This window comes from Pseudomonas sp. P65(2024) (assembly GCF_057480955.1).
Window position 1 is genome coordinate 238,417 of the sequence record NZ_JBLIYX010000004.1, and the last position, 24,110, is coordinate 262,526.

General features: G+C 64.9%; 25 protein-coding genes. 16 read left to right on the forward strand and 9 right to left on the reverse strand.

Translation table 11 applies throughout. The features are described from left to right. Nucleotides 1-26: 26 nt before the first annotated feature. Genes rfbB through AC25MA_RS08605 form a run of 7 tightly spaced genes read left to right on the forward strand, consistent with a single transcriptional unit; the run spans nt 27 to nt 7,092 of the window. The gene (gene rfbB, locus AC25MA_RS08575; protein ID WP_236179343.1) at nt 27-1,109 is read left to right on the forward strand and encodes a dTDP-glucose 4,6-dehydratase; all 1,083 of its coding nucleotides are present in this window, start codon (nt 27-29) and stop codon (nt 1,107-1,109) included. Further along, on the forward strand, nt 1,106-1,981 hold the full coding sequence (gene rfbA, locus AC25MA_RS08580) for a glucose-1-phosphate thymidylyltransferase RfbA (protein ID WP_028689187.1): 876 nt from the start codon (nt 1,106-1,108) through the stop codon (nt 1,979-1,981). Before rfbB ends, rfbA begins: the two co-directional genes overlap by 4 nt. Next, entirely contained in the window at nt 1,978-2,526 is a 549-nt protein-coding gene (rfbC, locus tag AC25MA_RS08585; RefSeq protein ID WP_486971956.1) for a dTDP-4-dehydrorhamnose 3,5-epimerase, read from the forward strand. The genes rfbA and rfbC overlap by 4 nt, the downstream gene beginning before the upstream one ends. Next, entirely contained in the window at nt 2,523-3,383 is an 861-nt protein-coding gene (rfbD, locus tag AC25MA_RS08590) for a dTDP-4-dehydrorhamnose reductase (protein WP_486971957.1), read from the forward strand. Before rfbC ends, rfbD begins: the two co-directional genes overlap by 4 nt. A gap of 39 nt (nt 3,384-3,422) precedes the next feature. Continuing rightward, entirely contained in the window at nt 3,423-5,237 is a 1,815-nt protein-coding gene (locus AC25MA_RS08595; RefSeq protein WP_062362721.1) for a sensor histidine kinase, read from the forward strand. Further along, a complete protein-coding gene (locus AC25MA_RS08600) occupies nt 5,234-6,640 on the forward strand; it encodes a sigma-54-dependent transcriptional regulator (RefSeq protein ID WP_028689191.1) in 1,407 nt (468 codons plus the stop codon). Before AC25MA_RS08595 ends, AC25MA_RS08600 begins: the two co-directional genes overlap by 4 nt. Then, nucleotides 6,637-7,092 carry a thioesterase domain-containing protein gene (locus AC25MA_RS08605; protein ID WP_182322355.1) on the forward strand — a complete coding sequence of 152 codons (456 nt, stop codon included), beginning with the start codon at nt 6,637-6,639 and terminating at the stop codon, nt 7,090-7,092. The genes AC25MA_RS08600 and AC25MA_RS08605 overlap by 4 nt, the downstream gene beginning before the upstream one ends. Nucleotides 7,093-7,223: 131 nt before the next feature. Here the strand turns inward: AC25MA_RS08605 and cysQ are convergent, their stop codons facing one another. Continuing rightward, a complete protein-coding gene (gene cysQ, locus AC25MA_RS08610) occupies nt 7,224-8,057 on the reverse strand; it encodes a 3'(2'),5'-bisphosphate nucleotidase CysQ (RefSeq protein ID WP_186594799.1) in 834 nt (277 codons plus the stop codon). Further along, nucleotides 8,054-8,620 (reverse strand): ADP compounds hydrolase NudE, encoded by a 567-nt coding sequence (gene nudE / locus AC25MA_RS08615; protein WP_028689194.1) that lies wholly within the window; start codon nt 8,618-8,620, stop codon nt 8,054-8,056. Before nudE ends, cysQ begins: the two co-directional genes overlap by 4 nt. Nucleotides 8,621-8,684: 64 nt before the next feature. Here nudE and yrfG point away from each other — a divergent pair, with 64 nt between their 5' ends. Next, nucleotides 8,685-9,347: a GMP/IMP nucleotidase gene (gene yrfG, locus AC25MA_RS08620; protein ID WP_036985805.1), complete on the forward strand. Its 663-nt coding sequence runs from the start codon at nt 8,685-8,687 to the stop codon at nt 9,345-9,347. A gap of 44 nt (nt 9,348-9,391) precedes the next feature. On the opposite strand, the gene lysM is transcribed toward yrfG, so the two are convergent. Continuing rightward, nucleotides 9,392-9,832, reverse strand: coding sequence for a peptidoglycan-binding protein LysM (lysM, locus tag AC25MA_RS08625; protein WP_028689196.1), 441 nt, complete (start codon nt 9,830-9,832; stop codon nt 9,392-9,394). A gap of 175 nt (nt 9,833-10,007) precedes the next feature. Between lysM and fdhD the strand changes: the two genes are divergently transcribed. From fdhD to AC25MA_RS08650, 5 genes are all read left to right on the forward strand, one after another. Then, the gene (gene fdhD / locus AC25MA_RS08630) at nt 10,008-10,835 is read left to right on the forward strand and encodes a formate dehydrogenase accessory sulfurtransferase FdhD (protein ID WP_486971958.1); all 828 of its coding nucleotides are present in this window, start codon (nt 10,008-10,010) and stop codon (nt 10,833-10,835) included. 8 nt (nt 10,836-10,843) lie between these two features. Beyond that, nucleotides 10,844-13,189, forward strand: coding sequence for an FdhF/YdeP family oxidoreductase (locus AC25MA_RS08635; protein ID WP_486971959.1), 2,346 nt, complete (start codon nt 10,844-10,846; stop codon nt 13,187-13,189). Between the two features lie 253 nt (nt 13,190-13,442). Next, nucleotides 13,443-13,922, forward strand: coding sequence for a glycine zipper domain-containing protein (locus AC25MA_RS08640; protein ID WP_028689199.1), 480 nt, complete (start codon nt 13,443-13,445; stop codon nt 13,920-13,922). Between the two features lie 209 nt (nt 13,923-14,131). Next, on the forward strand, nt 14,132-14,941 hold the full coding sequence (locus AC25MA_RS08645) for a CheR family methyltransferase (RefSeq protein WP_186594820.1): 810 nt from the start codon (nt 14,132-14,134) through the stop codon (nt 14,939-14,941). 118 nt (nt 14,942-15,059) lie between these two features. After that, the gene (locus AC25MA_RS08650; RefSeq protein WP_028689201.1) at nt 15,060-15,716 is read left to right on the forward strand and encodes a response regulator; all 657 of its coding nucleotides are present in this window, start codon (nt 15,060-15,062) and stop codon (nt 15,714-15,716) included. Here AC25MA_RS08650 and AC25MA_RS08655 read toward each other — a convergent pair. From AC25MA_RS08655 to hslO, 3 genes are all read right to left on the reverse strand, one after another. Continuing rightward, entirely contained in the window at nt 15,706-16,140 is a 435-nt protein-coding gene (locus AC25MA_RS08655; protein WP_028689202.1) for an acyl-CoA thioesterase, read from the reverse strand. The genes AC25MA_RS08650 and AC25MA_RS08655 overlap by 11 nt on opposite strands. 216 nt (nt 16,141-16,356) lie before the next feature. Next, entirely contained in the window at nt 16,357-17,898 is a 1,542-nt protein-coding gene (locus AC25MA_RS08660; RefSeq protein WP_028689203.1) for a phosphoenolpyruvate carboxykinase, read from the reverse strand. 179 nt (nt 17,899-18,077) lie between these two features. Next, entirely contained in the window at nt 18,078-18,980 is a 903-nt protein-coding gene (gene hslO / locus AC25MA_RS08665) for an Hsp33 family molecular chaperone HslO (RefSeq protein ID WP_028689204.1), read from the reverse strand. A gap of 108 nt (nt 18,981-19,088) precedes the next feature. Here hslO and AC25MA_RS08670 point away from each other — a divergent pair, with 108 nt between their 5' ends. Continuing rightward, entirely contained in the window at nt 19,089-19,889 is an 801-nt protein-coding gene (locus tag AC25MA_RS08670; RefSeq protein ID WP_182322361.1) for a phosphatase PAP2 family protein, read from the forward strand. Nucleotides 19,890-19,919: 30 nt separating this feature from the next. Here the strand turns inward: AC25MA_RS08670 and AC25MA_RS08675 are convergent, their stop codons facing one another. After that, nucleotides 19,920-20,321, reverse strand: a complete 402-nt coding sequence (locus AC25MA_RS08675; RefSeq protein WP_028689206.1) for an RNA-binding S4 domain-containing protein — start codon at nt 20,319-20,321, stop codon at nt 19,920-19,922. Nucleotides 20,322-20,430: 109 nt separating this feature from the next. Between AC25MA_RS08675 and rimB the strand changes: the two genes are divergently transcribed. Together rimB and rimK are read left to right on the forward strand one after the other, a co-directional pair. After that, on the forward strand, nt 20,431-20,913 hold the full coding sequence (gene rimB / locus AC25MA_RS08680; RefSeq protein ID WP_028689207.1) for a retropepsin-like aspartic endopeptidase RimB: 483 nt from the start codon (nt 20,431-20,433) through the stop codon (nt 20,911-20,913). Continuing rightward, a complete protein-coding gene (gene rimK, locus AC25MA_RS08685; RefSeq protein WP_011531656.1) occupies nt 20,910-21,815 on the forward strand; it encodes a 30S ribosomal protein S6--L-glutamate ligase in 906 nt (301 codons plus the stop codon). The genes rimB and rimK overlap by 4 nt, the downstream gene beginning before the upstream one ends. A gap of 44 nt (nt 21,816-21,859) precedes the next feature. Here rimK and AC25MA_RS08690 read toward each other — a convergent pair whose 3' ends face one another. Then, nucleotides 21,860-23,173: an ATP-binding protein gene (locus tag AC25MA_RS08690; RefSeq protein WP_028689208.1), complete on the reverse strand. Its 1,314-nt coding sequence runs from the start codon at nt 23,171-23,173 to the stop codon at nt 21,860-21,862. A gap of 94 nt (nt 23,174-23,267) precedes the next feature. Then, nucleotides 23,268-24,008, reverse strand: coding sequence for an osmolarity response regulator transcription factor OmpR (gene ompR / locus AC25MA_RS08695; RefSeq protein WP_028689209.1), 741 nt, complete (start codon nt 24,006-24,008; stop codon nt 23,268-23,270). Nucleotides 24,009-24,110 lie beyond the last annotated feature (102 nt).

A 24,110-nucleotide genomic window follows, 5' to 3' on the forward strand; every position in this document is an offset into this window, starting at 1 on the left:
TACGCTTTCCAAACAGGCACCCGCACATGCGCATTCTCGTCACCGGCGGCGCCGGTTTCATCGGCTCGGCCCTGGTTCGTCACCTGATCGATCACACCGATCATGAGGTGCTCAACCTCGACAAGTTGACCTACGCGGGCAACTTGCAATCGCTGCTGCGAGTCGCCGGCAACAGCCGCTATGAATTCGTCCAGGCCGATATCGCCGACCAGGCCGGCGTCAGCGCCGTGCTTGCCAGGTTCCAGCCGGACGCCATCATGCACCTGGCCGCGGAGTCGCATGTCGACCGCTCCATCGACGGCCCGGCGGACTTCATCCAGACCAACATTGTCGGTACCTACAGCCTGCTGGAAGCCACCCGAGGCTACTGGAGCACGCTGAACGAGCCCGCCCGTGGAGCATTCCGCTTCCATCACGTTTCCACCGACGAGGTCTTCGGCGATCTGCAGGACACCGGTGACCTGTTCAATGAAAACAGCTCATACGCGCCCAGTTCCCCCTACTCGGCCAGCAAGGCGGCAGCCGATCACCTGGTCCGCGCCTGGCACCGCACCTATGGCCTGCCGACAGTGATCAGCAACTGTTCCAACAACTACGGTCCATATCACTTCCCAGAGAAACTGATCCCGCTGACCATCCTCAACGCCCTGGCCGGCAAGCCGCTTGCGGTCTATGGCAATGGACAGCAGGTCCGCGACTGGCTGTATGTCGAGGATCACGTGCGCGCCCTGCTTCAGGTCGTGACCCTGGGTGAAGTCGGCCAGACCTACACCGTCGGCGGCCACAACGAGCAGCGCAACATCGACGTGGTGCATGCCCTGTGCACCCTCCTGGAAGAGTTGGCGCCCGACCATCCGGCCGGCGTGACCCGCTACGCCGACCTGATCACCCACGTCCGCGATCGCCCGGGCCATGACCTGCGCTACGCCATCGATGCCGGCAGGATCGAGCGCGATCTCGGCTGGATGCCCCAAGAGACTTTCGCTTCGGGTCTGCGCAAGACCGTGCAGTGGTACCTGGCCAACCTCGAGTGGTGCCGCCAGGTCCAGGACGGCAGCTATCGGGGCCAGCGCCTGGGCAACGCCGACTTCAAGGGCCTGATCGCATGACCAAGGGTATCGTCCTGGCCGGCGGCACCGGCACCCGCCTGCACCCCATCACCCTCGGCGTCTCCAAGCAGCTGCTGCCAATCTACGACAAGCCGATGATCTACTACCCGATCTCTGTGCTGATGCTCGCCGGCATCCGCGACATCCTGCTGATCTCCACGCCTCAGGACCTGCCGCAGTACCGCCAGTTGTTCGGCGACGGCAACCCGTTCGGGATCCGCATCAGCTATGCCGAACAACCCTCACCCGACGGGCTGGCACAGGCGTTCCTGATCGGTGAATCGTTCATCGGCGACGATGCCGTGTGCCTGATCCTCGGTGACAACATCTTCCACGGCCAGGGCTTCAGCGAACAATTGCAGCGCGCGGTGCAACAGCCCTCGGGCGCCACGGTGTTCGGCTATTGGGTCAAGGACCCGGAGCGCTTCGGCGTGATTGAGTTCGACGCCGATGGCCGAGCGCTGTCGATCGAGGAGAAACCCCTACACCCCAAGTCCAGCTACGTCGTGACCGGCCTGTACTTCTATGACAACGACGTGGTGAACATCGCCAAGGGCATTCGTCCATCAGCCCGCGGCGAACTGGAGATCACCGACATCAACAATGCCTACCTGGCACGCGGCGACCTGCGCGTCGAACGCTTTGGTCGTGGCTTCGCCTGGCTCGACACCGGCACCCACGACAGCCTGCTTGAGGCCTCGCAGTATGTGCAGACCCTCGAACATCGCCAAGGGCTGAAGGTGGCCTGCCTAGAAGAAATCGCTTTCCAGAAGGGCTGGATCAGCCGCGAGCAGGTGCTGGCCAAGGCCTGCGAACTACAAAAAACCGGCTACGGCCAATACCTGAGCCAGCTGGCCGAAGAGTACCCATGAACATCATTGCCACCGCGCTCCCGGAGGTCCTGATCGTCGAACCCAAGGTGTTCGGTGACAGCCGAGGGTTCTTCTACGAAAGCTACAACGCCCGCGACTTCGCCCTGCAAACCGGCATCGACACGCCGTTCGTCCAGGACAACCACTCCCGCTCAGGTCAAGGTGTGCTGCGCGGCCTGCACTACCAGTTGCAAAATGCCCAGGGCAAGCTGGTCCGCGTGCTGCAGGGCGAGATCCTGGACGTTGCGGTGGACATCCGCAGCCGCTCGCCGACCCTAGGGCAGTGGGTAGCGGTGAGGCTGTCCGCCGACAACCACCGCCAGCTGTGGCTGCCACCCGGTTTCGCCCATGGCTTCCGGGTTCTGGGCGAGTCGGCCGAGGTGCTCTACAAGACCACCGACTACTACAACCCCGACGCCGAGCAGAGCATTCGCTGGGACGACCCTCAACTGGCCATCGACTGGCAGCTGGACGGCCTGCAACCATTGCTGTCGGCCAAGGACCAGGCCGCCACATCATTTGCCGATGCGCAGCTGTTCCCATGAGGATCCTCGTCTGTGGCCGCCATGGCCAGGTCGCGCTGGCACTCCAGGACGCCCTGAGCGGCCTGGGTGATGTGCAGCGGGTCGGTCGCGACGGGCTCGACCTGGCTCACCCGGAACAACTGCGCGCCACGCTGCGCCAGATTGCCCCGGCGCTGATCATCAACGCCGCCGCCTACACCGCGGTCGACCAGGCTGAAAGCGAGACGCGGCAAGCCTACACCATCAACGCCGAAGCACCCCGGGTGCTGGCCGAAGAAGCAGCACGGCTCGGCGCACCGCTAATCCACTACTCCACCGACTATGTCTTCGACGGCAGCAAGTCAGCCCCCTACGACGAAGACGACACCCCCAGCCCGCTGAGTGCCTATGGCCGCAGCAAGCTGGCAGGTGAACTGGCCATCACCGCTGTCGCCGGGGAGCACCTGATCCTGCGCACCAGCTGGGTCTATTCGCTGCATGGGCGTAATTTCCTGCTGACCATGCAGCGCCTGCTTCAGCAATGCGCTCAACTGAAAGTGGTGGACGACCAGGTCGGCGCACCGACCTGGGCAGCCACCATTGCCGCCAGTACGCGTGCATTGATCGAGCGCTGGCAGAGCGGCCAGGCCGGCGCCTGGGGCACTTACCACCTGACCGCCCAGGGTGAAACCTCCTGGTTCGGCTTCGCCCAGGCCATCGGCGAACAGCTCAAGGCCCGCGGCCTGCCCTGCGCCGAACTGCTGCCGATCCCTTCCCGCGACTACCCTACACCGGCAAAGCGACCGCTCAACTCACGCCTGGACTGTTCGCGTCTGGCCCGCGAATGGCAGGTCAGCCAATCGCACTGGCACGATGCACTCATCGACTGCCTCAAGTAGCGCATAATTGCGCCAGACCCTACTGGCGCCCTTATCGTAATGATCCCAAGACCCACGCCTCCCCGCCGCCCCCGCTGGCGCAGCCTGGCCCTGCTGGCGCTGTGCCTGGCCCCGCTGCTGTGGCCATTGCACCACCTGGCCGAGCGCTACTACCAGGACGAACTGGCGTCGCAGAACCGCCAGACCCTCGACCTCTACGTCGCCAACCTGCTGGGCACCCTGCACCGCTACGAGACCCTGCCGCAAATCCTCGGTGACCTGCCAGCGCTGCGTGGCGTGCTGGCCGACCCGTTTCGTCTCGAGGCGGTGACCAACGCCAACCGCCTGCTCAAGCACATCACCCAGCAGACCGGCGCCGAGGTGATGTACCTGATGGATGTCAGCGGCAACACCCTGGCCGCCTCCAACTGGGACAAGCAGGACAGTTTCGTCGGCCGCAATTTCTCGTTCCGCCCCTACTTCATCGAAGCAATGGAAGGCCACCTGGGACGCTTCTTCGGCCAGGGCACCACCTCGGCCAAGCGCGGCTACTTCTTCGCTGCCGCCGTGCACGACCGCGACAAGGTGATCGGCGTGCTGGTGGTCAAGGTCGACCTCGACCACACCGAGACCCTCTGGGGCCGCACCCCGGAACAATTGCTGCTGACCGACCAGAACGGCGTGGTGGTGCTCACCTCGCGCCCGGACTGGCGGTTCCGCGCCACCCGCGAGCTGACCGCGGCCGAGCGCCAGGCCATCGTCGCCATCCAGCCCTACCCGACCCAGGCGCCACAGCCGCTGACCCTCGACCAGGCCGCCTGGCTGATCCAGACCCGCGACATCAAGGAAACCGGCTGGCAGGTGAGCATCCTTGCCCCGCGCCTGCTGGTCGATCGCTCGGTGCAGACGGTCATGGCCATCGGCGGCGGCGCGCTGCTGGTGACCATGCTCCTGGCCGGCTTGGTGATGCAGCGCCGCCGCCACTACATCGACCGCATCGACTTCGAGGCCCGTGCCCGCCAGGAACTGGAGCACCGCGTGATCGAACGTACCGCCGACCTCGAAGGCCTCAACACCCGGCTCAAGAGCGCGGTGCTCGAACGCGAAAACGCCCAGCAGGAGCTGGTACGCGCCCAGGACGAGCTGGTCCAGGCCGGCAAGCTGTCGGTGCTCGGCACCATGTCGGCGAGCATCAGCCACGAGCTCAACCAGCCGCTGGCGGCCATCCGCAGCTACGCCGAGAATGCCGAGATCCTCCTCGATCATCAGCGCACCGAGGACGTACGCGGCAACCTCAAGCTGATCGGCGAGCTGACCGGGCGCATGGCCTCGATCATCGCCCACCTGCGCGCCTTCGCCCGCCGCGACCAGCACGCACCGGAAAGCGTGGCCCTGCAACCGGCCCTGGACGACGCCCTCGCGCTGCTGGCCAAGCGCCGCCGGGCCATGGCCGTCGAGCTGGTGCGCGACCTGCCGGAAGCCACTCTGTGGGTGCAAGCGGGCGAAACACGCCTGCGCCAGGTGCTGGGCAACCTGCTGGCCAACGCCCTCGATGCCCTCACCGAGAAGGCCAACCCACGCCGGCTGTGGCTGAGTGCCGAACGCCAGGATGACTGCGTCTACCTGTACATCCGCGACAATGGCCCCGGTTTCAGCCGCCAGGCCCTGGAGCATGCCAAGGAGCCGTTCTTCACCACCAAGACCCGCACCCAGGGCCTTGGGCTGGGGCTGGCCATCTGCGAAAGCCTGATGCATGCACTGGGCGGTGAGCTGCTGCTGGGCAACCACCCGGAAGGCGGTGCCCTGCTGACGCTGAAACTGCGCGTGGCCAAGCCTGGCGCCAATCTGCAATCTTCGGAGGACACCTCGGCATGACCGAGACACTGATCGACAGCCGCGCCCAGGTGCTCCTGGTCGACGACGACCCGCACCTGCGCCAGGCGCTGAGCCAAACCCTGGACCTGGCCGGGCTCAAGGTGGTGGCCCTGGCCGACGCCCAGGGTCTGGCCGGGCGCATCGAGGAAGACTGGCCGGGAGTGGTGGTCAGCGATATCCGCATGCCCGGCATCGATGGCCTGCAACTGCTGGAACAACTGCATGCCCGCGACAGCGAACTGCCGGTGCTGCTGATCACCGGCCACGGCGATGTGCCGCTGGCGGTGCAGGCCATGCGCGCCGGGGCCTACGACTTCCTCGAAAAACCCTTCGCCAGCGACGCCCTGCTCGACAGCGTGCGCCGCGCCCTGGCCCTGCGCCGCCTGGTGCTGGACAACCGCAGCCTGCGCCTGGCCCTGAGCGACCGCCAGCAATTGGCCACGCGCCTGGTCGGCCAGTCGCCGGGCATGCAGCGCCTGCGCGAGCAGATCGGCGCCCTCGCCGGCACCCGCGCCGACGTGTTGATCCTCGGTGAGACCGGCGCCGGCAAGGAGGTGGTGGCCCGTGCCCTGCACGACCTGTCGAGCCGCCGCGACGGCCCGTTCGTGGCGATCAACGCCGGCGCCCTGGCCGAGTCTGTGGTCGAGAGCGAGCTGTTCGGCCACGAGCCCGGGGCGTTCACCGGCGCGCAGAAACGCCGGATCGGCAAGTTCGAGTTCGCCAACGGCGGCACGCTGTTCCTCGACGAGATAGAGAGCATGAGCCTGGACGTGCAGGTCAAGCTGCTGCGCCTGCTGCAGGAACGGGTGGTCGAACGCCTGGGCGGCAACCAACTGATCCCGCTGGATATCCGCATCATCGCCGCGACCAAGGAAGACCTGCGCCAGGCCGCCGACCAGGGCCGCTTCCGCGCCGACCTGTACTACCGCCTCAATGTCGCGCCGCTGCGCATCCCCGCGTTGCGCGAGCGCGGCGACGACATCCTCGTGTTGTTCCAGCACTTCGCCGACGCCGCCAGCGAGCGCCACGGCCTGCCGCCCCACAGCCTGCAACCGGCGCAGCGCGCCATGCTCCTGCGCCACGACTGGCCGGGTAATGTGCGCGAACTGCAGAACGCCGCCGAACGCTTCGCCCTGGGCCTGGAGCTGGCCCTCGATGGCCAGGTGCCCATGGCGCCCCCTGACATCCAGGTGGCCGTGCCGACCGGCAATCTCAGCGAACAGGTCGAGCAGTTCGAACGCTCGCTGATCGCCGCCGAACTGGGCCAACCGCACAACTCGATGCGCAGCCTCGCCGAAGCCCTCGGCATCCCGCGCAAGACCCTGCACGACAAACTGCGCAAGCACGGCCTGAGCTTCGACGGCGGTGGAGGGCACGACGACCAGGAGGAAAACCGTCCATGAGCACCGACAGCCAGTACCTGCAATCGGTATTGCACAGTGATATTCCGTTGACCCGCGAAATGGGGATGGAAGTCCTCGATTGGCAACAGCATTGCCTGCGCCTGAAGCTGCCGCTGGCGCCCAACGTCAACCACAAGAGCACCATGTTCGGCGGCAGCTTGTACTGCGGCGCGGTGCTGGTCGGCTGGGGCTGGCTGCACCTGCGCCTGCGCGAGCTGGGGATCGATGACGGGCATATCGTCATCCAGGAAGGGCAGATCAGTTATCCGCTGCCGGTGACCGGCACAGCGGTGGCACAGTGCCCGGCGCCGGACGAGAAAACCTGGGCGCGGTTCCTGACGATGTACCAGCGTCGCGGGCGGGCGCGGCTGACACTGGAGACGGTGGTGAGCAACGAGGGGAACGACGAGCCTGCCGTGAAATTCAGTGGCCAGTACGTTTTGCATCGCTGAAGGCTTGGGAGCGCTTCACACCCCTTTCCGACCGGTCCGACGCCTCGGCAAGGCCGCTCGTACAGGGAAACGTGATCCCCTGTAGGAGCGGCCTTGTGTCGCGATGGGCTGCAAAGCAGCCCGCGGCTATCTCAAACTCGGATCGCGCCTGCCAGCTCGACCAGCGCCTGCCGCCAGCCGGCAGCCTTGGGCAACGCCAGGAAAAACGGATTGAGCAACGACTCCCGCGCCGGATACCGGAACGGCAACCCATCCAGCCCGATCACCTCGCCCCCGGCCCCTTCCAGCACGCCCTGCGCAGCTGCGGTATCCCACTGAGAAGTCGGCGCCAAGCGCGGATAACAGTCGGCGCTGCCTTCGGCCAGCAGGCAGAACTTCAGTGAACTGCCGATATTGGCCAGTTCCAGCTCACCCACTGCGCCACTCAGCCCGGCCAGCAGGGCCTCCTGTTGCGGGCTGGAATGCCGGCGGCTGGCGACGACTGTGAACTTCGCCCCCTGCGCCGGCGCGTTGCGCACCTGGATCGGCTGCGCGACACCCTCAGGCTCCATACGCCAGGCCCCCAGGTCGCGGCCACCGAAATAGCAGCGGCCATTGGTCGGCATTGCCACCACCCCGAATACCACCTCACCGTTCTCGATCAACGCGATATTGACGGTGAACTCCTCGCTCCCGGCGATGAACTCCTTGGTGCCATCCAGCGGGTCGACCAGCCACCAGCGCTGCCAGCCTTGGCGGGTGGCCAGCGGGATCTCGCAGTCTTCCTCGGACAGCACCGGTATCTGCGGTGCCAGCGCTTGCAAACCATCCGCGATCACTCGATGAGCCGCCAGGTCGGCAGCAGTCACCGGCGAATCGTCGGCCTTGCTGGTTACCGCCACATCGGCGCGCCAGAACGGCAGGATCGCCTCGCCGGCCAAGCGGGCGAGCGCCACCACGTCCTGCATCAACTGCCGATCGTTCATACGCTCAATACCCCACGCTGGATCAGCAGGTCGCGGGCCAGGTACAACGCCGCCAGCGCCCGACCTTCGGTGAACTGCGGGTGCATGGCCAACGCCGAAAGCTCACGCAGGTTGACCTTGTCGACCCGCATCGGCTCGGGCTCGTCGCCCTCCAGGCGCTCTTCGTACAGGTCCGAGGCCAGCACCACCTGGATCTTCTGGCTCATGTAGCCGGGCGACAGCGACAGCTCGGTGAGGTGCTCCAGCTGGCGCGCGCCGAACCCAGCCTCTTCCTTGAGCTCCCGGTCGGCGGCAGCCAGCACGTCCTCGCCCGGCTCGATCAGGCCCTTGGGCAGGGACAGCTCGTACTCATCGGTGCCGCCGCAATATTCCTCGACCAGCACCGCGTGCTCGGTATCGAGCATGGCCACGATCATCACCGCGCCATAACCGTTGCCACGGCCGACCAATCGCTCGTAGGTGCGCTCGGTGCCGTTGGAAAAGCGCAACTGCACGGCTTCGACCCGGAACAGGCGGCTGCTGGCGACGATCTCGCGGCTGAGAACGGTGGGTTTCTGGCGCATGGGGCGGCTCCTTGGCGTGAACGGGTTACTATACCGTGGCTAGCCGACTGATCGAGAATTTCCCATGCCCGTTCTTCCCTGGTCCGCCATCGATACCGTCCTGCTGGACATGGACGGTACTCTGCTCGACCTGCACTACGACAACCGCTTTTGGCTGGACCACCTGCCCCAGCGCTACGCCGAGCTGCACGGCGTGAGCCGGGCCATGGCCGAGCTCGAGCTGCACCCGCTGTTCGAGCGGCATGCCGGCACGCTCAACTGGTACTGCCTGGATTTCTGGAGCCGTGAACTGCGCCTGCCGATCCGCGAGCTGAAACAGGAGATCGCCGACCTCATCGCCCTCAAGCCGGATGCCGACACTTTCCTGGCAGCCGTGCGCAAGGCGGGCAAGCGGGTGGTGATGATCACCAATGCGCACCGCGACTCGCTGTCGCTGAAACTGGAGCGGGTGGAACTGGCGCCGTATTTCGAACGGCTGATCAGCTCACATGACTACGGCTATCCGAAGGAGAGTCCGCAGTTCTGGGATGCCTTGCAGGCGGACATCGGTTTTGAACCGGCGCGCAGCCTGTTCATCGATGACACTTTGGCGATTCTGCGCAGTGCCCGGCGATTTGGTGTTGGGCACCTGCTGGCTGTACGCCAGCCTGACAGTCAGGCCGGGCCGAGGGACACACAGGAATTTGCCGCTGTTGAGGACTATCGGGCGTTGCTGGCGGGGCTATAGGCCCGCGCCCACCAGCGTGGGAGCGGGCTTGCCCCAAGATGTGATCAATCAGGAATACGCAGCACCTGCCCCGGATAGATCTTGTTGGGGTCCTTCAGCATCGGTTTGTTCGCCTCGAAGATCTTCTGGTACTTGTTGGCATCACCATAGACCCGCTTGGAAATGGCACTGAGGGTGTCACCTTTCTCGACCTCAACGAACCGGGCAGCCTGGGCCACCGGGCCGGTGACGGTGATCTGATCATCCACAGAGGCCACCCCTGCGATATTGCCGGCAGCCAGGATGATCTTCTCCTTCTCCTCCTGGCTGGCAACCTCACCCTTGAGAATGACCTTGTCACCCTCTACAGTGGCCGAGATGTTCGGGTTGCCCAGACCCACGTCCTGGACATGCTTCTTCAACTGTTCCTCGGCATTGGCATTGCCCGGCGTCAGCAGGTCGATCAACTTCTCGCCGGCTTCCTTCACGAAACTGAACAGGCTCATGTGGCGCTCCTTTGATGGTGAATCCATGAAAGCAGGAGTCTAGGCCAGGATCATCCATCCCGCCCCGCTGCGACCAATCGACGCGCTCTATCACGATATAGACGCTAGCGATTAGACGCCATCGGCACAGGGGCCTAGGCTTGTGGGGTCAAACTGCCAGCCGGTATTCGCCCCGATGAACAGCAAGCCACCGGTCTGCGCGGCGTCCACGCCTCTTGCCCTGCCCGCCGCCAGCAACACCTATGACTACGTCCAGCTAACCGACACGGCCCACGACAGCACCCCGCTGGCCGAGGAAGTAGCGCTGGCCATCGTCTACAACGGCCTGAACCAGGCGGTGATGCTGGTCAGCCCGACCGACCTGGAAGACTTCGCCGTCGGTTTCAGCGTGGGCAGCGGCATCGTCGCCGGTACCGAGGAAATCTACGATGTGAAGCTCTCCGGCAGCGGTTCAGCGCTGTATGCCGACCTGGAGATCTCCAGCCGTGCCTTCTGGAACCTGAAGAACCAGCGCCGTCAACTGGCCGGCACCAGCGGCTGCGGCCTGTGCGGCGTCGAGGCCCTGGAGCAGGCTTTGCCCGAGCTGGACGTGCTGCCCGGGGCGCCGCTGCCGCCCGCGCACTGGCTGAAAGACTTGCGCCAGCGCATCGATGCCTTCCAGCCCCTTGGCCAGCATTGTGGCGCGGTACACGCTGCGCTGTTCATGGACCGCGAAGGCCAGTTGCTGCTGGGCCGCGAAGACATCGGCCGGCACAACGCCCTGGACAAGCTGATCGGCGCCCTGCTACGCCAGCGCATCGACACCGCAGGCGGCCTGGCTATCGTCACCAGCCGCTGCAGCCTGGAGCTGATCCAGAAAGTCCTTCGCACCGGCATCCAGACCCTGGTCAGCCTCTCGGCACCCACGGGCCTGGCCCTGCAATGGGCGCGCAAGCACAACCTCAACCTCATCCATCTGCCCAAACACAGCGCACCGCGGGTGTTCAGCCCAGCGGCGGAGTAGCAACAGCCGTGACCTCCTACGAAAAACTGCCAGACAACGCCCCCGCCTCCACCCCTCGCTACAAGCCCTACCCCGGCCCCGCCGGCGGTTGGGGGGCGCTGCGCAGCGTGGCCAAGGCCTGGGTGGGCAGCGACAACGCCCTGAAGAACATCCGCGCCCTGCTCAAGACCAACCAGAACGGCGGTTTCGACTGCCCTGGGTGCGCCTGGGGTGACTCGCCCGAGAGCGGCATGGTCAAGTTCTGCGAGAACGGCGCCAAGGCGGTCAACTGGGAGGCCACCAAGCGCCGCGTCGATGCGGCGTTCTTCGCCCGCTACAGCGTCAGCGCGCTGCTCGAACAGAGCGACTACTGGCTCGAATACCAGGGCCGCCTGACCGAGCCGATGGTCTACGACCCGGTCACCGACCGTTACCGCCCGATCGACTGGGACGCGGCATTCGCCCTGATCGCCCGGCACCTGAACAACCTGTCCAGCCCTGACCAGGCGGAGTTCTATACCTCCGGCCGGGCCAGCAACGAGGCGGCGTACCTGTACCAGCTGTTCGTGCGCGCCTACGGCACCAACAACTTCCCCGACTGCTCGAACATGTGCCACGAAGCCAGCGGCGTGGCCCTGGGCCAGAGCGTCGGCGTGGGCAAGGGCACGGTCACCTACGACGACTTCGAGCACGCCGACGCGATCTTCGTCTGGGGCCAGAACCCTGGCACCAACCACCCGCGCATGCTCGACCCGCTGCGTGACGCGGTCAAACGCGGCGCCCAGGTGGTCTGTGTCAACCCGCTCAAGGAGCGTGGCCTGGAGCGCTTCCAGCATCCGCAGAACCCGCTGGAAATGCTGACCAACACTGACCGCCCGACCAACACGGCATTCTTCCGACCGGCCCTGGGCGGCGACATGGCGCTGCTGCGCGGCATGGCCAAGTTCCTGCTGCAGTGGGAGCGTGAAGCCCAGGTTAAGGGCGAGCCGGCGATCTTCGACCACGCCTTCATCGCCGAGCACGGCCATGACGTGGACGAGTACCTGGCGGTGGTCGATGCCACTTCGTGGGAGCAGATTCAGGCGCAATCGGGCCTGACCCTCGCCGACATAGAACTGTCGGCGCGCATGTACTGCAAGGGCAAACGGGTGATCATGTGCTGGGCCATGGGCATCACCCAGCACCGCCATTCGGTGCCGACCATCCAGGAAATCGTCAACCTGATGCTGCTGCGCGGCAACCTCGGCGTGCCGGGCGCCGGCCTGTGCCCGGTGCGCGGCCACAGCAACGTCCAGGGCGACCGCACCATGGGCATCAACGAACGCCCGCCGGTGTTCCTGCTCGACGCCCTCGAAAAGCGCTTCGGCTTCCCGGTGCCGCGCCACAACGGCCACAACACCGTCGAGGCGATCCACGCCATGCTCGACGGCCGAGCCAAGGTGTTCATCGGTCTGGGCGGCAACTTCGCCCAGGCCACGCCGGACACCGAACGCACCGCGCAGGCGCTGCGCAATTGCGAATTGACCGTGCACATCAGCACCAAGCTCAACCGCAGCCACCTGGTCCACGGCAAGCAGGCGCTGATCCTGCCGTGCCTGGGCCGTACCGATATCGACCTGCAGGGCGAAGGCCCGCAGGCGGTAACGGTGGAGGACTCGTTCAGCATGGTCCACGCCTCCAACGGCCAGCTCAAGCCGCTGTCGCGGCAGATGCGCTCGGAGCCGGCCGTGGTCGCCGGTATCGCCGCCGCCACCCTTGGCAAGCAACCGGTGGACTGGCACTGGTTGGTGGCCGACTACGACCGCATCCGCGACCTGATCGCCGACACCATTCCCGGCTTTGCCGACTTCAATGAACGCCTGCGCCTGCCCGGCGGCTTCTACCTGGGCAACAGCGCCGGCAGCCGCCAGTGGAAGACCGCCAGCGGCCGTGCCAACTTCAAAGCCAACCTGCTGCCCGACAGCCTGCTCGACGAACGCGTGCGCGCCAGCGGCCAGGTGCCGGACCTGATCATGCAGTCGATGCGTTCGCACGATCAGTACAACACCACCATCTATGGCATGGACGACCGCTACCGCGGCGTGCGCGGCCAGCGCGACGTGCTGTTCGTCAACGAAGCCGACATCATCCGCCTGGGCTTCCAACCGGGGCAGAAAGTCGACATCGTGTCGCTGTGGGGCGATGACCATGTACGCCGGGTGCAGGGCTTCACCCTGCTGGCGTTCGATATTCCCGCCGGCCAGGCGGCGGCCTACTACCCCGAGGTAAACCCGCTGGTGCCGCTGGAAAGCATCGGCGACGGCAGCCATACGCCGACGTCGAAGTTCATCGCCATCAAGCTGGAACGAGCGCGGGACGACGGGCGCATCATCTGAGCAAGATTGGGCTAGGCGCGCTCCTACAGGGGGCAAGCGCAGATCCCGAGCACCTGCCCACAAAAAAGCCCTGTTCCGCAATGGTTCAGGGCTTCGTCATAAATAGCTCAGACAGCCGAAATTCGCAAAAGTTTCATACATAATTCAATAACTTAGAGAATTGTGTACAACTCGTGCTACTCGTCGGATTCCGATTGCCAGCCGCCTCGGCGAGCCTCAAATTCCGCTTCGTCATCCCTCTGAGGCTCTCTTGATGAAGAAGTACTCCTCGATTCTGTTGTTGTCTTTTGGTCTGCTCAGCGGCGTTGCCATGGCAGGCGGCACCACCGAAGCCGGCATTGGCGGCGCATTGGGTGGGGTACTGGGCTCCGTGGTGGGCAACTCCATCGGCGGTAGCACCGGCGGCGCCATCGGTGCCGGCCTGGGCGGCGCGGCCGGCGGTGCGCTGGGCGCCGACAAGCGCCAGCGCGGCGAGGCCGCCATCGGTGGCGCGCTGGGTGCAGCCGGCGGCAACGTGGTGGGTCGCTCCATGGGCGGCACCACCGGCAGCTACATCGGCGCGGCCGCCGGTGGTGGCGCCGGTGGCGCACTGGGCAACTACATGGGCAACAAGGCCGACGAAGACGAACGCCACGAGCGTCGCTACCGTCGCGACTACGACGATCGCCGCTACTACGACCGTGGCCACCACTATGGCCATCGCAAGCACAAGCGCCACTGGCGCCACGACTGATCGCCAGGCTTACGCCTGAAACCTAAGGCCCTGCCCTCATCGGCAGGGTCTTTTCGTTTGTATACCCGCCAGAGGATTAGGGGCTGCCCCGATATGGAGGCCACTTGCCACTAGTTATCATCGTCGTTTCGATCAAGCACAGGACGCAGGGAATGCGCACGATCATTACCGCCCCCATCTGTCTGCCACGGGCCAGGAGAGGCTGAAGGATGCCAGGCCGCCGCCCGCCACTGCTCGGCGAAGCCAGCTTTGCGTCGATTCGCCAACGGGTCGTGCAGGCCACCGGCGTGCAACTGGCCGACGACCGCCGTGCCGTGGTCGCGGCACGCCTGCACAAGCGCCTCAAGGCCTTGGGCCTTCCCGACTTCGAACACTATCTCGCCCTGCTCGACGGCCCCCACGGCGCGGGCGAACGCGAGCACCTGCTGCGCCTGCTGGTCGCCCATGACAGCTACTTCTTTCGCGAGCATCGTCATTTCGAATGCCTGGCCCGCTGGCTGGCGGAGCTCGACCACCCCGCACGCCTGTGGAGCGCTGCCTGCGCCACCGGGGAAGAAGCCTGGAGCCTGGCCATGGTCGCCGCCGAAAACGCCCGCCATCCCGACTGGCAGGTGCTGGCGAGCGACTTCAACGCGCAACTGCTGGAAACCGCCGCTGCCGGCATCTACGACATCGCCCAGGCACGCTACTTTCCCGAAGGCTGGCTGGCCCGCCACGGCCTGTGCGGGGTAGGCGAGATGACCGGTCGACTGCGGGTCTCGGCGGCCCTGCGCAAGCAGGTGCGCTTCGAAGCGCTCAACCTGATCCGGCCCCTGCCCAAACAGCTCGGCAGCTTCGACGTCATCCTGTTGCGCAACCTGTTGTCGAACCTGGCGCCACGGTACAAGAACGAGGTACTCCAGCGCCTGCTGGCACACCTGCGCCCCGGTGGCCTGATGATCATCGGTCACAGCGAGAGCGTCCATGCCCTGGGCCTGCCCCTGCGTCCACTACTGCCGTCGGTGTTCGAACGCCTATGATAAGAGGCACTGCCGTGCCCATCGGCAGACAAGGACTGATCGCGCAACCGCGCGGCAGTGCGCTTCCGGATCGAGCAGGCCTGCCGCCCCCCTTCCCTTGCGAAACAGGCCCTTATTCATGCCTTGCCGAATCCTGCTTGCCGATCACTCGCCGCTCTTCCGCGCCGGCCTGCGTGCCCTGCTTGAACAGAAGAAAGATTTCGTCGTGGTGGGCGACACCGGCGATGCCATGACAGCCGTGAGCCTCGCGGAAAAACTCAAGCCGGACATCGTGGTGCTCGACATGAGCGGCGAGCTGGACAGCCAGCAGGCCCTGCAGGAGCTGTTCATCCGCGCGCCTGCCTGCCGGGTACTGATGTTTTCGCCACGCTCGGAGCTCGAGCATGTGATGAGCTGCCTGCAGCTGGGCGCCCATGGCTTCCTGCTCAAGAGCGCCACGGTGAGCGAGCTGGAACAAGCCCTGCAGACCCTGCGCGGAGGCGGCCAGTACCTGTCGTCGGCGGTACTGCCGATGGTCATCGGCCAAGCCCTGAAACACAGCCGCAAGCGCGTCGTCAGCCAGGTGCAGACACCGCCGCTGACCAACCGCCAGCTGGAGATCCTGCGCCTGATCGCCCGTGGCGAGACCACCCGCTCCATCGCCGACGGGCTGGGCCTTAGCATCAAGACCGTCGAGGCCCATCGCTCGCAGATCATGCACCGCCTGCAGATCCACGACGTGCCCGGCCTGGTGCTGTTCGCCGTGCGCGAGGGGATCATTCGCCTCAACGATTGAGCGACAGCCCGGCGAGGATCAGCTGCAGCGTCTCCGACAGCGCCACCGGACGTCCCGAGGCCCGCTCGACGAATACCTGCACCACGCTCCCCGCCGCGCAGGCTTCGGCCTCGCCCGGGCGGAACAGCGCCAGGCGGAACTCCACGGTGCTGCCTGCCAGGCGCGTCACGCCCAGGCCCACCTCGAGCACGTCGGGAAATCCCGGCAAGGCGAAGAAGTCCGCCGCCGAACTCACGACGAAGCCGGCCAGCTCACCGTCGCGCAGGTCCAGTTCGGCCTGTTCGACCAGGAAGGCCTGGATGGCGGTTTCGAAGAAGGCATGCACGGTGGCGCCGGCGAGGTGACCGTTGTGGTCGTTATCCTGCGGACGGGTGAGGATGGGGTGGAAATGGGAGAAGGCGGAGCGTTGGGGGGATTCTGTCATAAGGCATCTGCTTTCTGGTGGGTGCCCTGCAAGTGAAACAGATTCTGGCCTTGCTGTATTGATGCAGCAATCCAGCAGATCTTCAGGAACGGCGTGTAAATCCTATAGAACCTGGCTTTCCCTGCGATAGCCTCAGTAGACACAGCACCCAAAGCAGGCTTTCAAATACGAAAAAGCCGCCCCGAAGGGCGGCTTTTCATCCGAACCGGCTCCAGCTTACAGCTGCGGACCAGCGGCCTTGATGGCGTCGGAAACGTCGAACTTCTTGAAGTTCTCGGTGAACAGCGTGGCCAGGCCCTTGGCGGCTTCGTCGTAGGCAGCCTTGTCAGCCCAGGTGTTGCGCGGGTTGAGCAGCTCGGTCTCGACGCCTGGAACAGCCTTCGGCACGTCCAGGTTGATGATGTCCAGGTGCTCGGTCTCGGCACCGATCAGGGCGCCGCTCTGGATGGCAGCGATCACGCCACGGGTGGTCGGGATGCTGAAGCGCTTGCCGACGCCGTAGCCACCACCGGTCCAGCCGGTATTGACCAGGTAGACCTTCGAACCGAACGCCTTGATGCGCTTGATCAGCAGCTCGGCGTAGACACCGGCTGGGCGCGGGAAGAACGGTGCGCCGAAGCAGGTAGAGAAGGTCGACTTGATGCCGCCGCCCGAACCCATTTCGGTGGAACCGACCAGCGCGGTGTAGCCGGACAGGAAGTGGTAGGCCGCCTGCTCGTTGTTCAGGATCGACACCGGAGGCAGTACGCCGGTCAGGTCGCAGGTCAGGAAGATGACCGCGTTCGGCTCGCCGCCCAGGTTCTCTGCCGAGACCTTCTCGACGTGCGCCAGCGGGTAGGCGGCACGACTGTTCTGGGTCAGGCTAACGTCGGCGTAGTCGGCGTGCTTGTTGGCGTCGATCACGACGTTCTCCAGTACCGCGCCGTGCTTGATGGCTTTCCAGATGACCGGCTCGTTCTTCTCGGAGAGGTCGATGCACTTGGCATAGCAACCACCTTCGATGTTGAAGACCACGCCCTCGCCCCAGCCGTGCTCGTCGTCACCGATCAGGTAACGGCTTTCGTCGGCCGACAGGGTGGTCTTGCCGGTGCCGGACAGACCGAAGAACAGGGTGACGTCACCCGCTTCGCCGATGTTGGCGGCGCAGTGCATCGGCAGCACGTCGGCGGCCGGCAGCAGGAAGTTCTGCACCGAGAACATGGCCTTCTTCATTTCGCCGGCGTAACGCATGCCAGCGATCAGCACCTTCTTCTGGGCGAAGTTGATGATCACGCAGCCATCGGAGTTGGTGCCGTCACGCTCAGGTACGCACTCGAAGTTGGCGACGTTGAGGATCTGCCATTCGCCACGGCCAGCCGGGTTGTACTGCTCGGGGTTGATGAACAGGCAACGGCCGAACAGGTTCTGCCAGGCGGTCTGGGTAGTCATCTTGACCGGCAGGTAGTGTTCGGCCGCAGCGCCTACGTGAACGTAGGAAACGAAGTGATCCTGGGCGTTGTTGAACGCCTCGACGCGGTCCCACAGGGCATCGAACTTGTCGGCCGGGAACTTGCGGTTGATCGGGCCCCAGCCAATCTGGTCCTGGGTGGAAGGTTCTTCGACGATGAAACGGTCAGCCGGCGAACGGCCGGTGCGGTGACCGGTTTCCACCACCAGCGCGCCAGTATCGGCCAGCACGCCTTCACCGCGGGACAGCGCTTCTTTTACCAGCTCATCGACGCTCAGGTCGGTGTACACGGTGTTGTTGGCTTGCGTCATGAGATACCCCATCCGGCCCGAGGCCGAGTGCTCCAAACGTTTTGTAGTCGTCTCGAAAAAACTACTACAGCGAAAAAAGTGGCCGGATTATGCCAGAAACGCCCAAAAAAAGTAGGCCCCTCCTGTCAGAACTGCGTTTTTGCGCAATTCGACAGGAGATTATCCTGTAGTGAACCGTTTCAGTGCTGAGTTTCTGATGGGGCCTCGGTGCCGCCACCGGCAAACAATTGCGCCACATCGCTTGCATCGAAGAGATAGCGTTCGTTGCAGAACTGGCAATCGATCTCGACCCGGCCGCCGCATTCGGCCACCAGCGCCTTGGCATCCTGCTCGCCGAGGCTGACCAGGGCGTTGCCGGAACGCTCGCGCGAGCAACTGCAACGGAAGCGTAGCGGCTGGATATCGAACAGGCGAACCGCGTCCTCATGATACAGGCGGTGCAGCACGGTTTCGTTGTCCAGGCCGAGCAGTTCATCGACCTTCACGGTGTTGGCCAGGGCCTTGACATGGGCCCAGCTTTCCTCGCGCTCCTCGCTGTCCTTGTGGATCTCGGCCGGCAGCTGCTGCACCAGCAGACCACGGGCGCGGGCGCCATCGGCGGCCAGGGAGATGCAGGTGTTCACTTGCTGCGACATGACGAAGTAATTGGTGAAGCACTCCGACAGGTCCTTGCCGTCCAGCTCGACAGTGCCCTGGTAACGCTGGCCGTTGACCGGAATGATGGTCAACACCAGGTGACCGCCCGGCATCAGGTCGGCAAGGCCGGCATCCGCCTTGATCTGATCGGCCTCGTAGCGCGCCAGGCCACGGATGTCGTGCTCGCTGGTGTACTCGATGGCCAGCAGCGGCACCGGGCCCTGGGACTGCGCCTGGAGTACCAGCAACCCGTCGAACTTCAGGGTGCCGACCAACAGCGCGGCGGCGGCCATCAGTTCACCGAGCAGATGCTTTACCGGCTGCGGGTAGTCGTGCTTGGCCAACACCTCGGCGTAGCTGCGTTCCAGCGCGACCATCTCGCCGCGCACATCGCGGTCGTCGAACAGGAAGCGTTGGGTGAAATCGGTATCTGGCAAGTCGCTCATGGTTGTCTGGCTTTCTAAAAATGATTACAAAATAATTACAGGAGACTGAAAGGTCCGTCGCAGAGCGCTCAGAAAGCACTCATAACCCGCTGGATATCGAGGTATTTTATGGATAATCGACCACTGTTCCAAGCAAGGTGGTCTTGGGGACCGTTGGCAGCCTGCACCCTGTTGCCCGTCGCACTACTGTGTTTCTGGTTGTGGCCCGTTGGCCAGATCCTGTGCCTGACTTTCGACGAGTGGCTGTTCCACAGCCTCAATGCGCCACTGGCCGACAACCTGATCTGGCGGTCGATCTGGGCAGTCGGCAGCCTACGCCCGTTCGACATCCTGGTCGGGCTGATCATGTTGTCGCTGCTGATTCGCGGTGATTGGGTATTCAAGGCCACCCAGGTGCGCCAGGCGTTTTTCGGCTTCCTGGTCACCCTACTCCTCTTAGTGGTGATTCGCGCGCTGTTTTCCAAGTGGGTCAGCGCAATGGGCTGGCAACACAACAGCCCATCGATGGTGTTCGACAACGCCGTGCACCTGAGCGACTTCTACCCGCACCTGGAAGCGAAGTGGGAATTGAAGGACCGCTCCAGCCAGAGCTTCCCGGGTGACCACGCCTCGGTGCTGCTGATCTGGGCGCTGTTCATGAGCCTGTTCAGCCGCCGCCTGGCGCAGCACCTGGTGATCTGGGCGCTGGCCTTGCTGTTCATGCTGCCGCGCCTGGTGGCCGGCGCCCATTGGGGGCAGGACGACTACATCGGCGGTTTGTTGATGGCGGTCCTGGCGCTGGGCTGGAGCTGCCACACACCCCTGGCGGCCATGGCCAGCGCGGCGCTGGTGCGGTGGACGTCGCCACTGTTCGGTTGGCTCGGCAAGCTGCCGCTGGTCGGACGGATGAGCGTGGTTCGCGCTGCCTGATTGATCACAGGGGCCGCTTTGCGGCCCCTCTCATTCGAAGCTGCCATGCAGTTGATGAATCTGCCGCCGCTGCTTCTTGTTCGGTCGCCCGTCGGTGGTCATGCCCAGGGCGCCGGCCTTGCGCATCTCGGCCGCCTGCTCGCGGCGCTTCACGCTTTCAGCCGTCTCCTCGTAGAGCAGCTGCGCCTCCGGCGCCCCGCGCCGCACCAACGACAGCGCCTTGACCACCACGGTGCGCTCGTCGAAACCGGTGCGCAGCACGAACTCGTCGCCCACCCGTGGCTCCTTGCCCGGCTTGCAGCGCTCACCCCGGCAGTGCACCTTGCCGCTTTCGATCGCCGCCTTGGCCAGGGCGCGGGTCTTGTAGAAGCGCGCCGCCCACAGCCATTTGTCCAGGCGTACCTTGTCATCGTCTTCAGGCTTTTGTGCCATGGTTTTTCCTCGAATTCTGTCTTTCACGGAACTGTACTACCGTGACTGACGGATGCAAAAAATCCGTGCCGTCATTACAGTTCATCTCCATATCCCCAGGGCACGCTTCGTGAAGACATTTGACCACCTGACTGTGATCGGCCTGCGCGAGTGGGTCGCCCTGCCCGAGCTGGGTGTCGCCGGCCTGCGCGCCAAGATCGACACCGGCGCCAGCACTTCTAGCCTGCACGCCACCGAGGTCGAACCGTTCGAGCGCGATGGCCAGCCATGGGTGCGCTTCACCGCGCACCTGGGCTCGGTGGTGCAGTTGCGCCACCGGCGTTGCGAGGCGCCACTGGTGACCATGAAGACCATCAAGAGCTCCAACGGCCAGGCCCAGATCCGCTACGTGATCCGTACGGCCCTGGCGCTCGGCGACCGGGTCTGGGAGGTCGAGTTCACCCTGGCCTGCCGCAAGAGCATGCGCTATCGGCTGCTGCTCGGCTCGAAGGCGCTCATCCATGGCCAGTTGGTGGTCAACCCAGGCCTTAAGTACGTCCAGGACAAACCGGCCTTCCCGGCCACCCTTTCCCCTGTCACAGGTGCTGCATGAAGATCGCTGTGCTGTCGCGCAATCCGCGTCTGTATTCCACCCGCCGCCTGGTCGAGGCCGGTACCCAGCGGGGCCACGAAGTGGTGGTGATCGACACGCTCCGGGCCTATATGAACATCGCCAGCCACAAGCCGCAGATCCATTACCGCGGCAAGCCGCTGGAGGGGTTCGATGCGGTGATCCCGCGCATTGGCGCATCGGTCACCTTCTATGGCTGCGCGGTGCTGCGCCAGTTCGAGATGATGGGCGTGTACCCGCTCAACGAGTCGGTGGCCATCGCCCGCTCCCGCGACAAGCTGCGCTCCCTGCAGCTGCTGTCTCGGCGCGGTATCGGCCTGCCGATCACCGGTTTCGCCCACTCGCCGGACGACATCCCCGACCTGATCCAGATGGTCAACGGCGCGCCGCTGGTGATCAAGGTGCTCGAAGGCACCCAGGGCATCGGCGTGGTGCTGTGCGAGACCACCAAGGCCGCCGAGTCGGTGATCGAGGCGTTCATGGGCCTGAAGCAGAACATCATGGTCCAGGAATACATCAAGGAGGCCGGGGGCGCCGATATCCGTTGCTTCGTGGTGGGCGACAAGGTGATCGCCTCGATGAAGCGCCAGGCCAAGCCGGGCGAATTTCGCTCAAACCTGCACCGCGGTGGCGTGGCCAGCCTGATCAAGATCACCCCCGAAGAGCGCATGACCGCGATTCGCGCGGCGAAGGTCATGGGCCTGAGCGTGGCGGGCGTGGATATCCTGCGTTCCAATCACGGGCCGCTGGTGATGGAGGTGAACTCATCGCCTGGGCTGGAGGGTATCGAGGTGACCACCGGCAAGGACGTGGCCGGGATGATCATCGAGCACCTTGAGAAGAACAGCGGGCCGAATCAGACGCGGACCAAAGGCAAGGGCTGAGAGCGACATGATGTCGCGAAAGGGCCGCACAGCGGCCCCGGAAATCACACGGCGTTACGCGGCAGCAGCAACCCCAACGGCAACCTCACCCGTGCTTCAATGCCACCGCCAGAGCGGTTGCGCAATTCCACATTGCCGCCATGCTGCGCGGCGATACGCTTGACGATCGCCAGCCCAAGGCCGGTGCCCTTGCCACCCCGCGCCCGGTCGCCACGGATGAACGGGTTGAAGATGGTCTCCAGTTCCGACTCATCGATACCCGCGCCACGGTCCAGCACGCTGAGCACCACATACGGCGCGCTCTGGTCGCCCGACACATAGGCCGCCACCTCGACGCCCTTGCCAGCGTGATGCAGGGCGTTGCCAATCAGGTTGCCCAGCATGCGCTTGAGCGATACCCGACGCAGCGGGAACGGCGGAATCGGCTCCAGGCACAGCCGCACCTGCTCCTTGTGCTGGTTGTAGGGCGCCACCACTTCGTAGATCAGGTCGTTGAGGTCGACCTCCTCCACCGGTTCGTCGCGCCCGTCCCGAATGAACGCCAGGAACTGGTCGAGAATCGCGTCCATGTCCTCGATGTCGCGGACCATGTCCTCGCTGAGGTCGCTGTCGTTGCCTATCAGCGACAGCGAAAGGCGCAGCCGGGTCAGCGGTGTGCGCAGGTCATGGGACACCCCGGCCAGCATCAGCTCGCGCTCACGCCCGGCCTGCTCGACATCCTCGGCCATCTGGTTGAACGCGCGGTACACCTCGGTCATTTCGCTCGGGGTGTCGCTGATCGGCAGGCGCACGCTGCGCCCCTGGCCCAGCTGGCGGGCGGCGAACACCAGGCGCTTGAGCGGCTGGTTGAGCTGACGCACGAAGATCCAGGCCGAAGCCGTGGACAACAGGCCGATAGCCAGGAACCAACCGAGCACGTTCCAGATCTTCTGCCCACGCAGCGGGTGCGGATACAGCGGCACCTTGAGCCAGCCCGGGCCCAGGCTGGGGGCATTGACCCACAGCGCGGGCGGCGCGTGGATGCGCAGGCGCACCTCGGTGTCATCGCCCAGTTCGGCCTGCATCTGGCGCTGGTAGATCTCGCTGTAAGGCCAGTGCTGCTCGCCCTCCGGCACGCCGGCGCCGGTCACGCGGATGAGGCCGGCCGCCTCGGCGATCTGGTCACGGTTCTCTTCATCCGCGGCCCAGTAGGCGCGCAGCGTCAGGGCCACGCCGTGGCTGTACTGGCGGTCGACCAGCACGTCTTCGTTCATCAGCAGGTACACGAGCGTCAATGCCTTGGAGAACAACACGACGATCAGCACCAGCCAGAGGGTGCGGGCGAAGAAGCTTTGTGGGAACCAGAGAGGCGTTTTCATCGATCAACTACTGTGCTGAAAAGGCCGGCCGTCACAGACGAAAACAGGGCGACCCGCGTGGGTCGCCCTGCTGCACCCTGACGAGCCGACAGGCTCATTTGCCGGCGTTTCCGTCCGGCACGAAGACGTAGCCCACACCCCATACGGTCTGAATGTAGCGTGGCTTGGACGGGTCGGGCTCGATCATCCGGCGCAGGCGCGAAATCTGCACATCGATGGAGCGCTCCAGGGCGTCCCACTCACGGCCGCGGGCCAGGTTCATCAGCTTGTCGCGGGTCAGCGGCTCGCGGGCATGCATGACCAGGGCCTTGAGCACGGCAAACTCACCGGTGGTGAGCATGTGCGTTTCCTCGCCGCGCTTGAGTTCGCGGGTGGCCAGCGACAGCTCGTAGTCGCCAAAGGTGACGGTTTCTTCCTCGCTGCCCGGCGCGCCTGGCACGCTCGGGGACTGGCGGCGCAGCACGGCCTTAACCCGGGCCACCAGTTCGTCGGGGTTGAACGGCTTGGCCAGGTAGTCGTCGGCGCCCAGTTCCAGGCCCTTGATGCGGCTGAGCTCATCGCCCTTGGCGGTGAGCATGATAATCGGGATCTGGTTGTTCGACGCGCGCAGGCGCTTGCACGCGGACAGACCGTCCTCGCCCGGCAACATCAGGTCGAGGACCACCAGGTTGAACACTTCACGGGCCAGCAGGCGGTCCATCTGTTCGACGTTGGGCACGGTGCGGACACGGAAGCCCTTGCTGGTGAAGAAACGGTCCAGCAGGCTGCTCAGGCCCGGATCGTCGTCGACGATGAGAATCTTGTCGCCTTCGGCGGCGTTTGCGGTGCTGGTCATGAATAACTCCTCTGATATCGCCGCGCATTATGGCGTAGCCACTGCAGTGCGTGCCGTGTGCATTGTTAGCAGATTTTTCCCGGCATGCCACTGTCGCCCCGT

Excerpts from the sequence above, each read along its gene's own strand:
- rfbB (WP_236179343.1), top strand. The coding sequence starts at position 27 with ATGCGCATTCTCGTCACCGGCGGCGCCGGTTTCATCGGCTCGGCCCTG.
- rfbA (WP_028689187.1), top strand. The coding sequence starts at position 1,106 with ATGACCAAGGGTATCGTCCTGGCCGGCGGCACCGGCACCCGCCTGCAC.
- rfbC (WP_486971956.1), top strand. The coding sequence starts at position 1,978 with ATGAACATCATTGCCACCGCGCTCCCGGAGGTCCTGATCGTCGAACCC.
- rfbD (WP_486971957.1), top strand. The coding sequence starts at position 2,523 with ATGAGGATCCTCGTCTGTGGCCGCCATGGCCAGGTCGCGCTGGCACTC.
- AC25MA_RS08595 (WP_062362721.1), top strand. The coding sequence starts at position 3,423 with ATGATCCCAAGACCCACGCCTCCCCGCCGCCCCCGCTGGCGCAGCCTG.
- AC25MA_RS08600 (WP_028689191.1), top strand. The coding sequence starts at position 5,234 with ATGACCGAGACACTGATCGACAGCCGCGCCCAGGTGCTCCTGGTCGAC.
- AC25MA_RS08605 (WP_182322355.1), top strand. The coding sequence starts at position 6,637 with ATGAGCACCGACAGCCAGTACCTGCAATCGGTATTGCACAGTGATATT.
- cysQ (WP_186594799.1), bottom strand. The coding sequence starts at position 8,057 with ATGAACGATCGGCAGTTGATGCAGGACGTGGTGGCGCTCGCCCGCTTG.
- nudE (WP_028689194.1), bottom strand. The coding sequence starts at position 8,620 with ATGCGCCAGAAACCCACCGTTCTCAGCCGCGAGATCGTCGCCAGCAGC.
- yrfG (WP_036985805.1), top strand. The coding sequence starts at position 8,685 with ATGCCCGTTCTTCCCTGGTCCGCCATCGATACCGTCCTGCTGGACATG.
- lysM (WP_028689196.1), bottom strand. The coding sequence starts at position 9,832 with ATGAGCCTGTTCAGTTTCGTGAAGGAAGCCGGCGAGAAGTTGATCGAC.
- fdhD (WP_486971958.1), top strand. The coding sequence starts at position 10,008 with ATGAACAGCAAGCCACCGGTCTGCGCGGCGTCCACGCCTCTTGCCCTG.
- AC25MA_RS08640 (WP_028689199.1), top strand. The coding sequence starts at position 13,443 with ATGAAGAAGTACTCCTCGATTCTGTTGTTGTCTTTTGGTCTGCTCAGC.
- AC25MA_RS08645 (WP_186594820.1), top strand. The coding sequence starts at position 14,132 with ATGCCAGGCCGCCGCCCGCCACTGCTCGGCGAAGCCAGCTTTGCGTCG.
- AC25MA_RS08650 (WP_028689201.1), top strand. The coding sequence starts at position 15,060 with ATGCCTTGCCGAATCCTGCTTGCCGATCACTCGCCGCTCTTCCGCGCC.
- AC25MA_RS08655 (WP_028689202.1), bottom strand. The coding sequence starts at position 16,140 with ATGACAGAATCCCCCCAACGCTCCGCCTTCTCCCATTTCCACCCCATC.
- AC25MA_RS08660 (WP_028689203.1), bottom strand. The coding sequence starts at position 17,898 with ATGACGCAAGCCAACAACACCGTGTACACCGACCTGAGCGTCGATGAG.
- hslO (WP_028689204.1), bottom strand. The coding sequence starts at position 18,980 with ATGAGCGACTTGCCAGATACCGATTTCACCCAACGCTTCCTGTTCGAC.
- AC25MA_RS08670 (WP_182322361.1), top strand. The coding sequence starts at position 19,089 with ATGGATAATCGACCACTGTTCCAAGCAAGGTGGTCTTGGGGACCGTTG.
- AC25MA_RS08675 (WP_028689206.1), bottom strand. The coding sequence starts at position 20,321 with ATGGCACAAAAGCCTGAAGACGATGACAAGGTACGCCTGGACAAATGG.
- rimK (WP_011531656.1), top strand. The coding sequence starts at position 20,910 with ATGAAGATCGCTGTGCTGTCGCGCAATCCGCGTCTGTATTCCACCCGC.
- AC25MA_RS08690 (WP_028689208.1), bottom strand. The coding sequence starts at position 23,173 with ATGAAAACGCCTCTCTGGTTCCCACAAAGCTTCTTCGCCCGCACCCTC.
- ompR (WP_028689209.1), bottom strand. The coding sequence starts at position 24,008 with ATGACCAGCACCGCAAACGCCGCCGAAGGCGACAAGATTCTCATCGTC.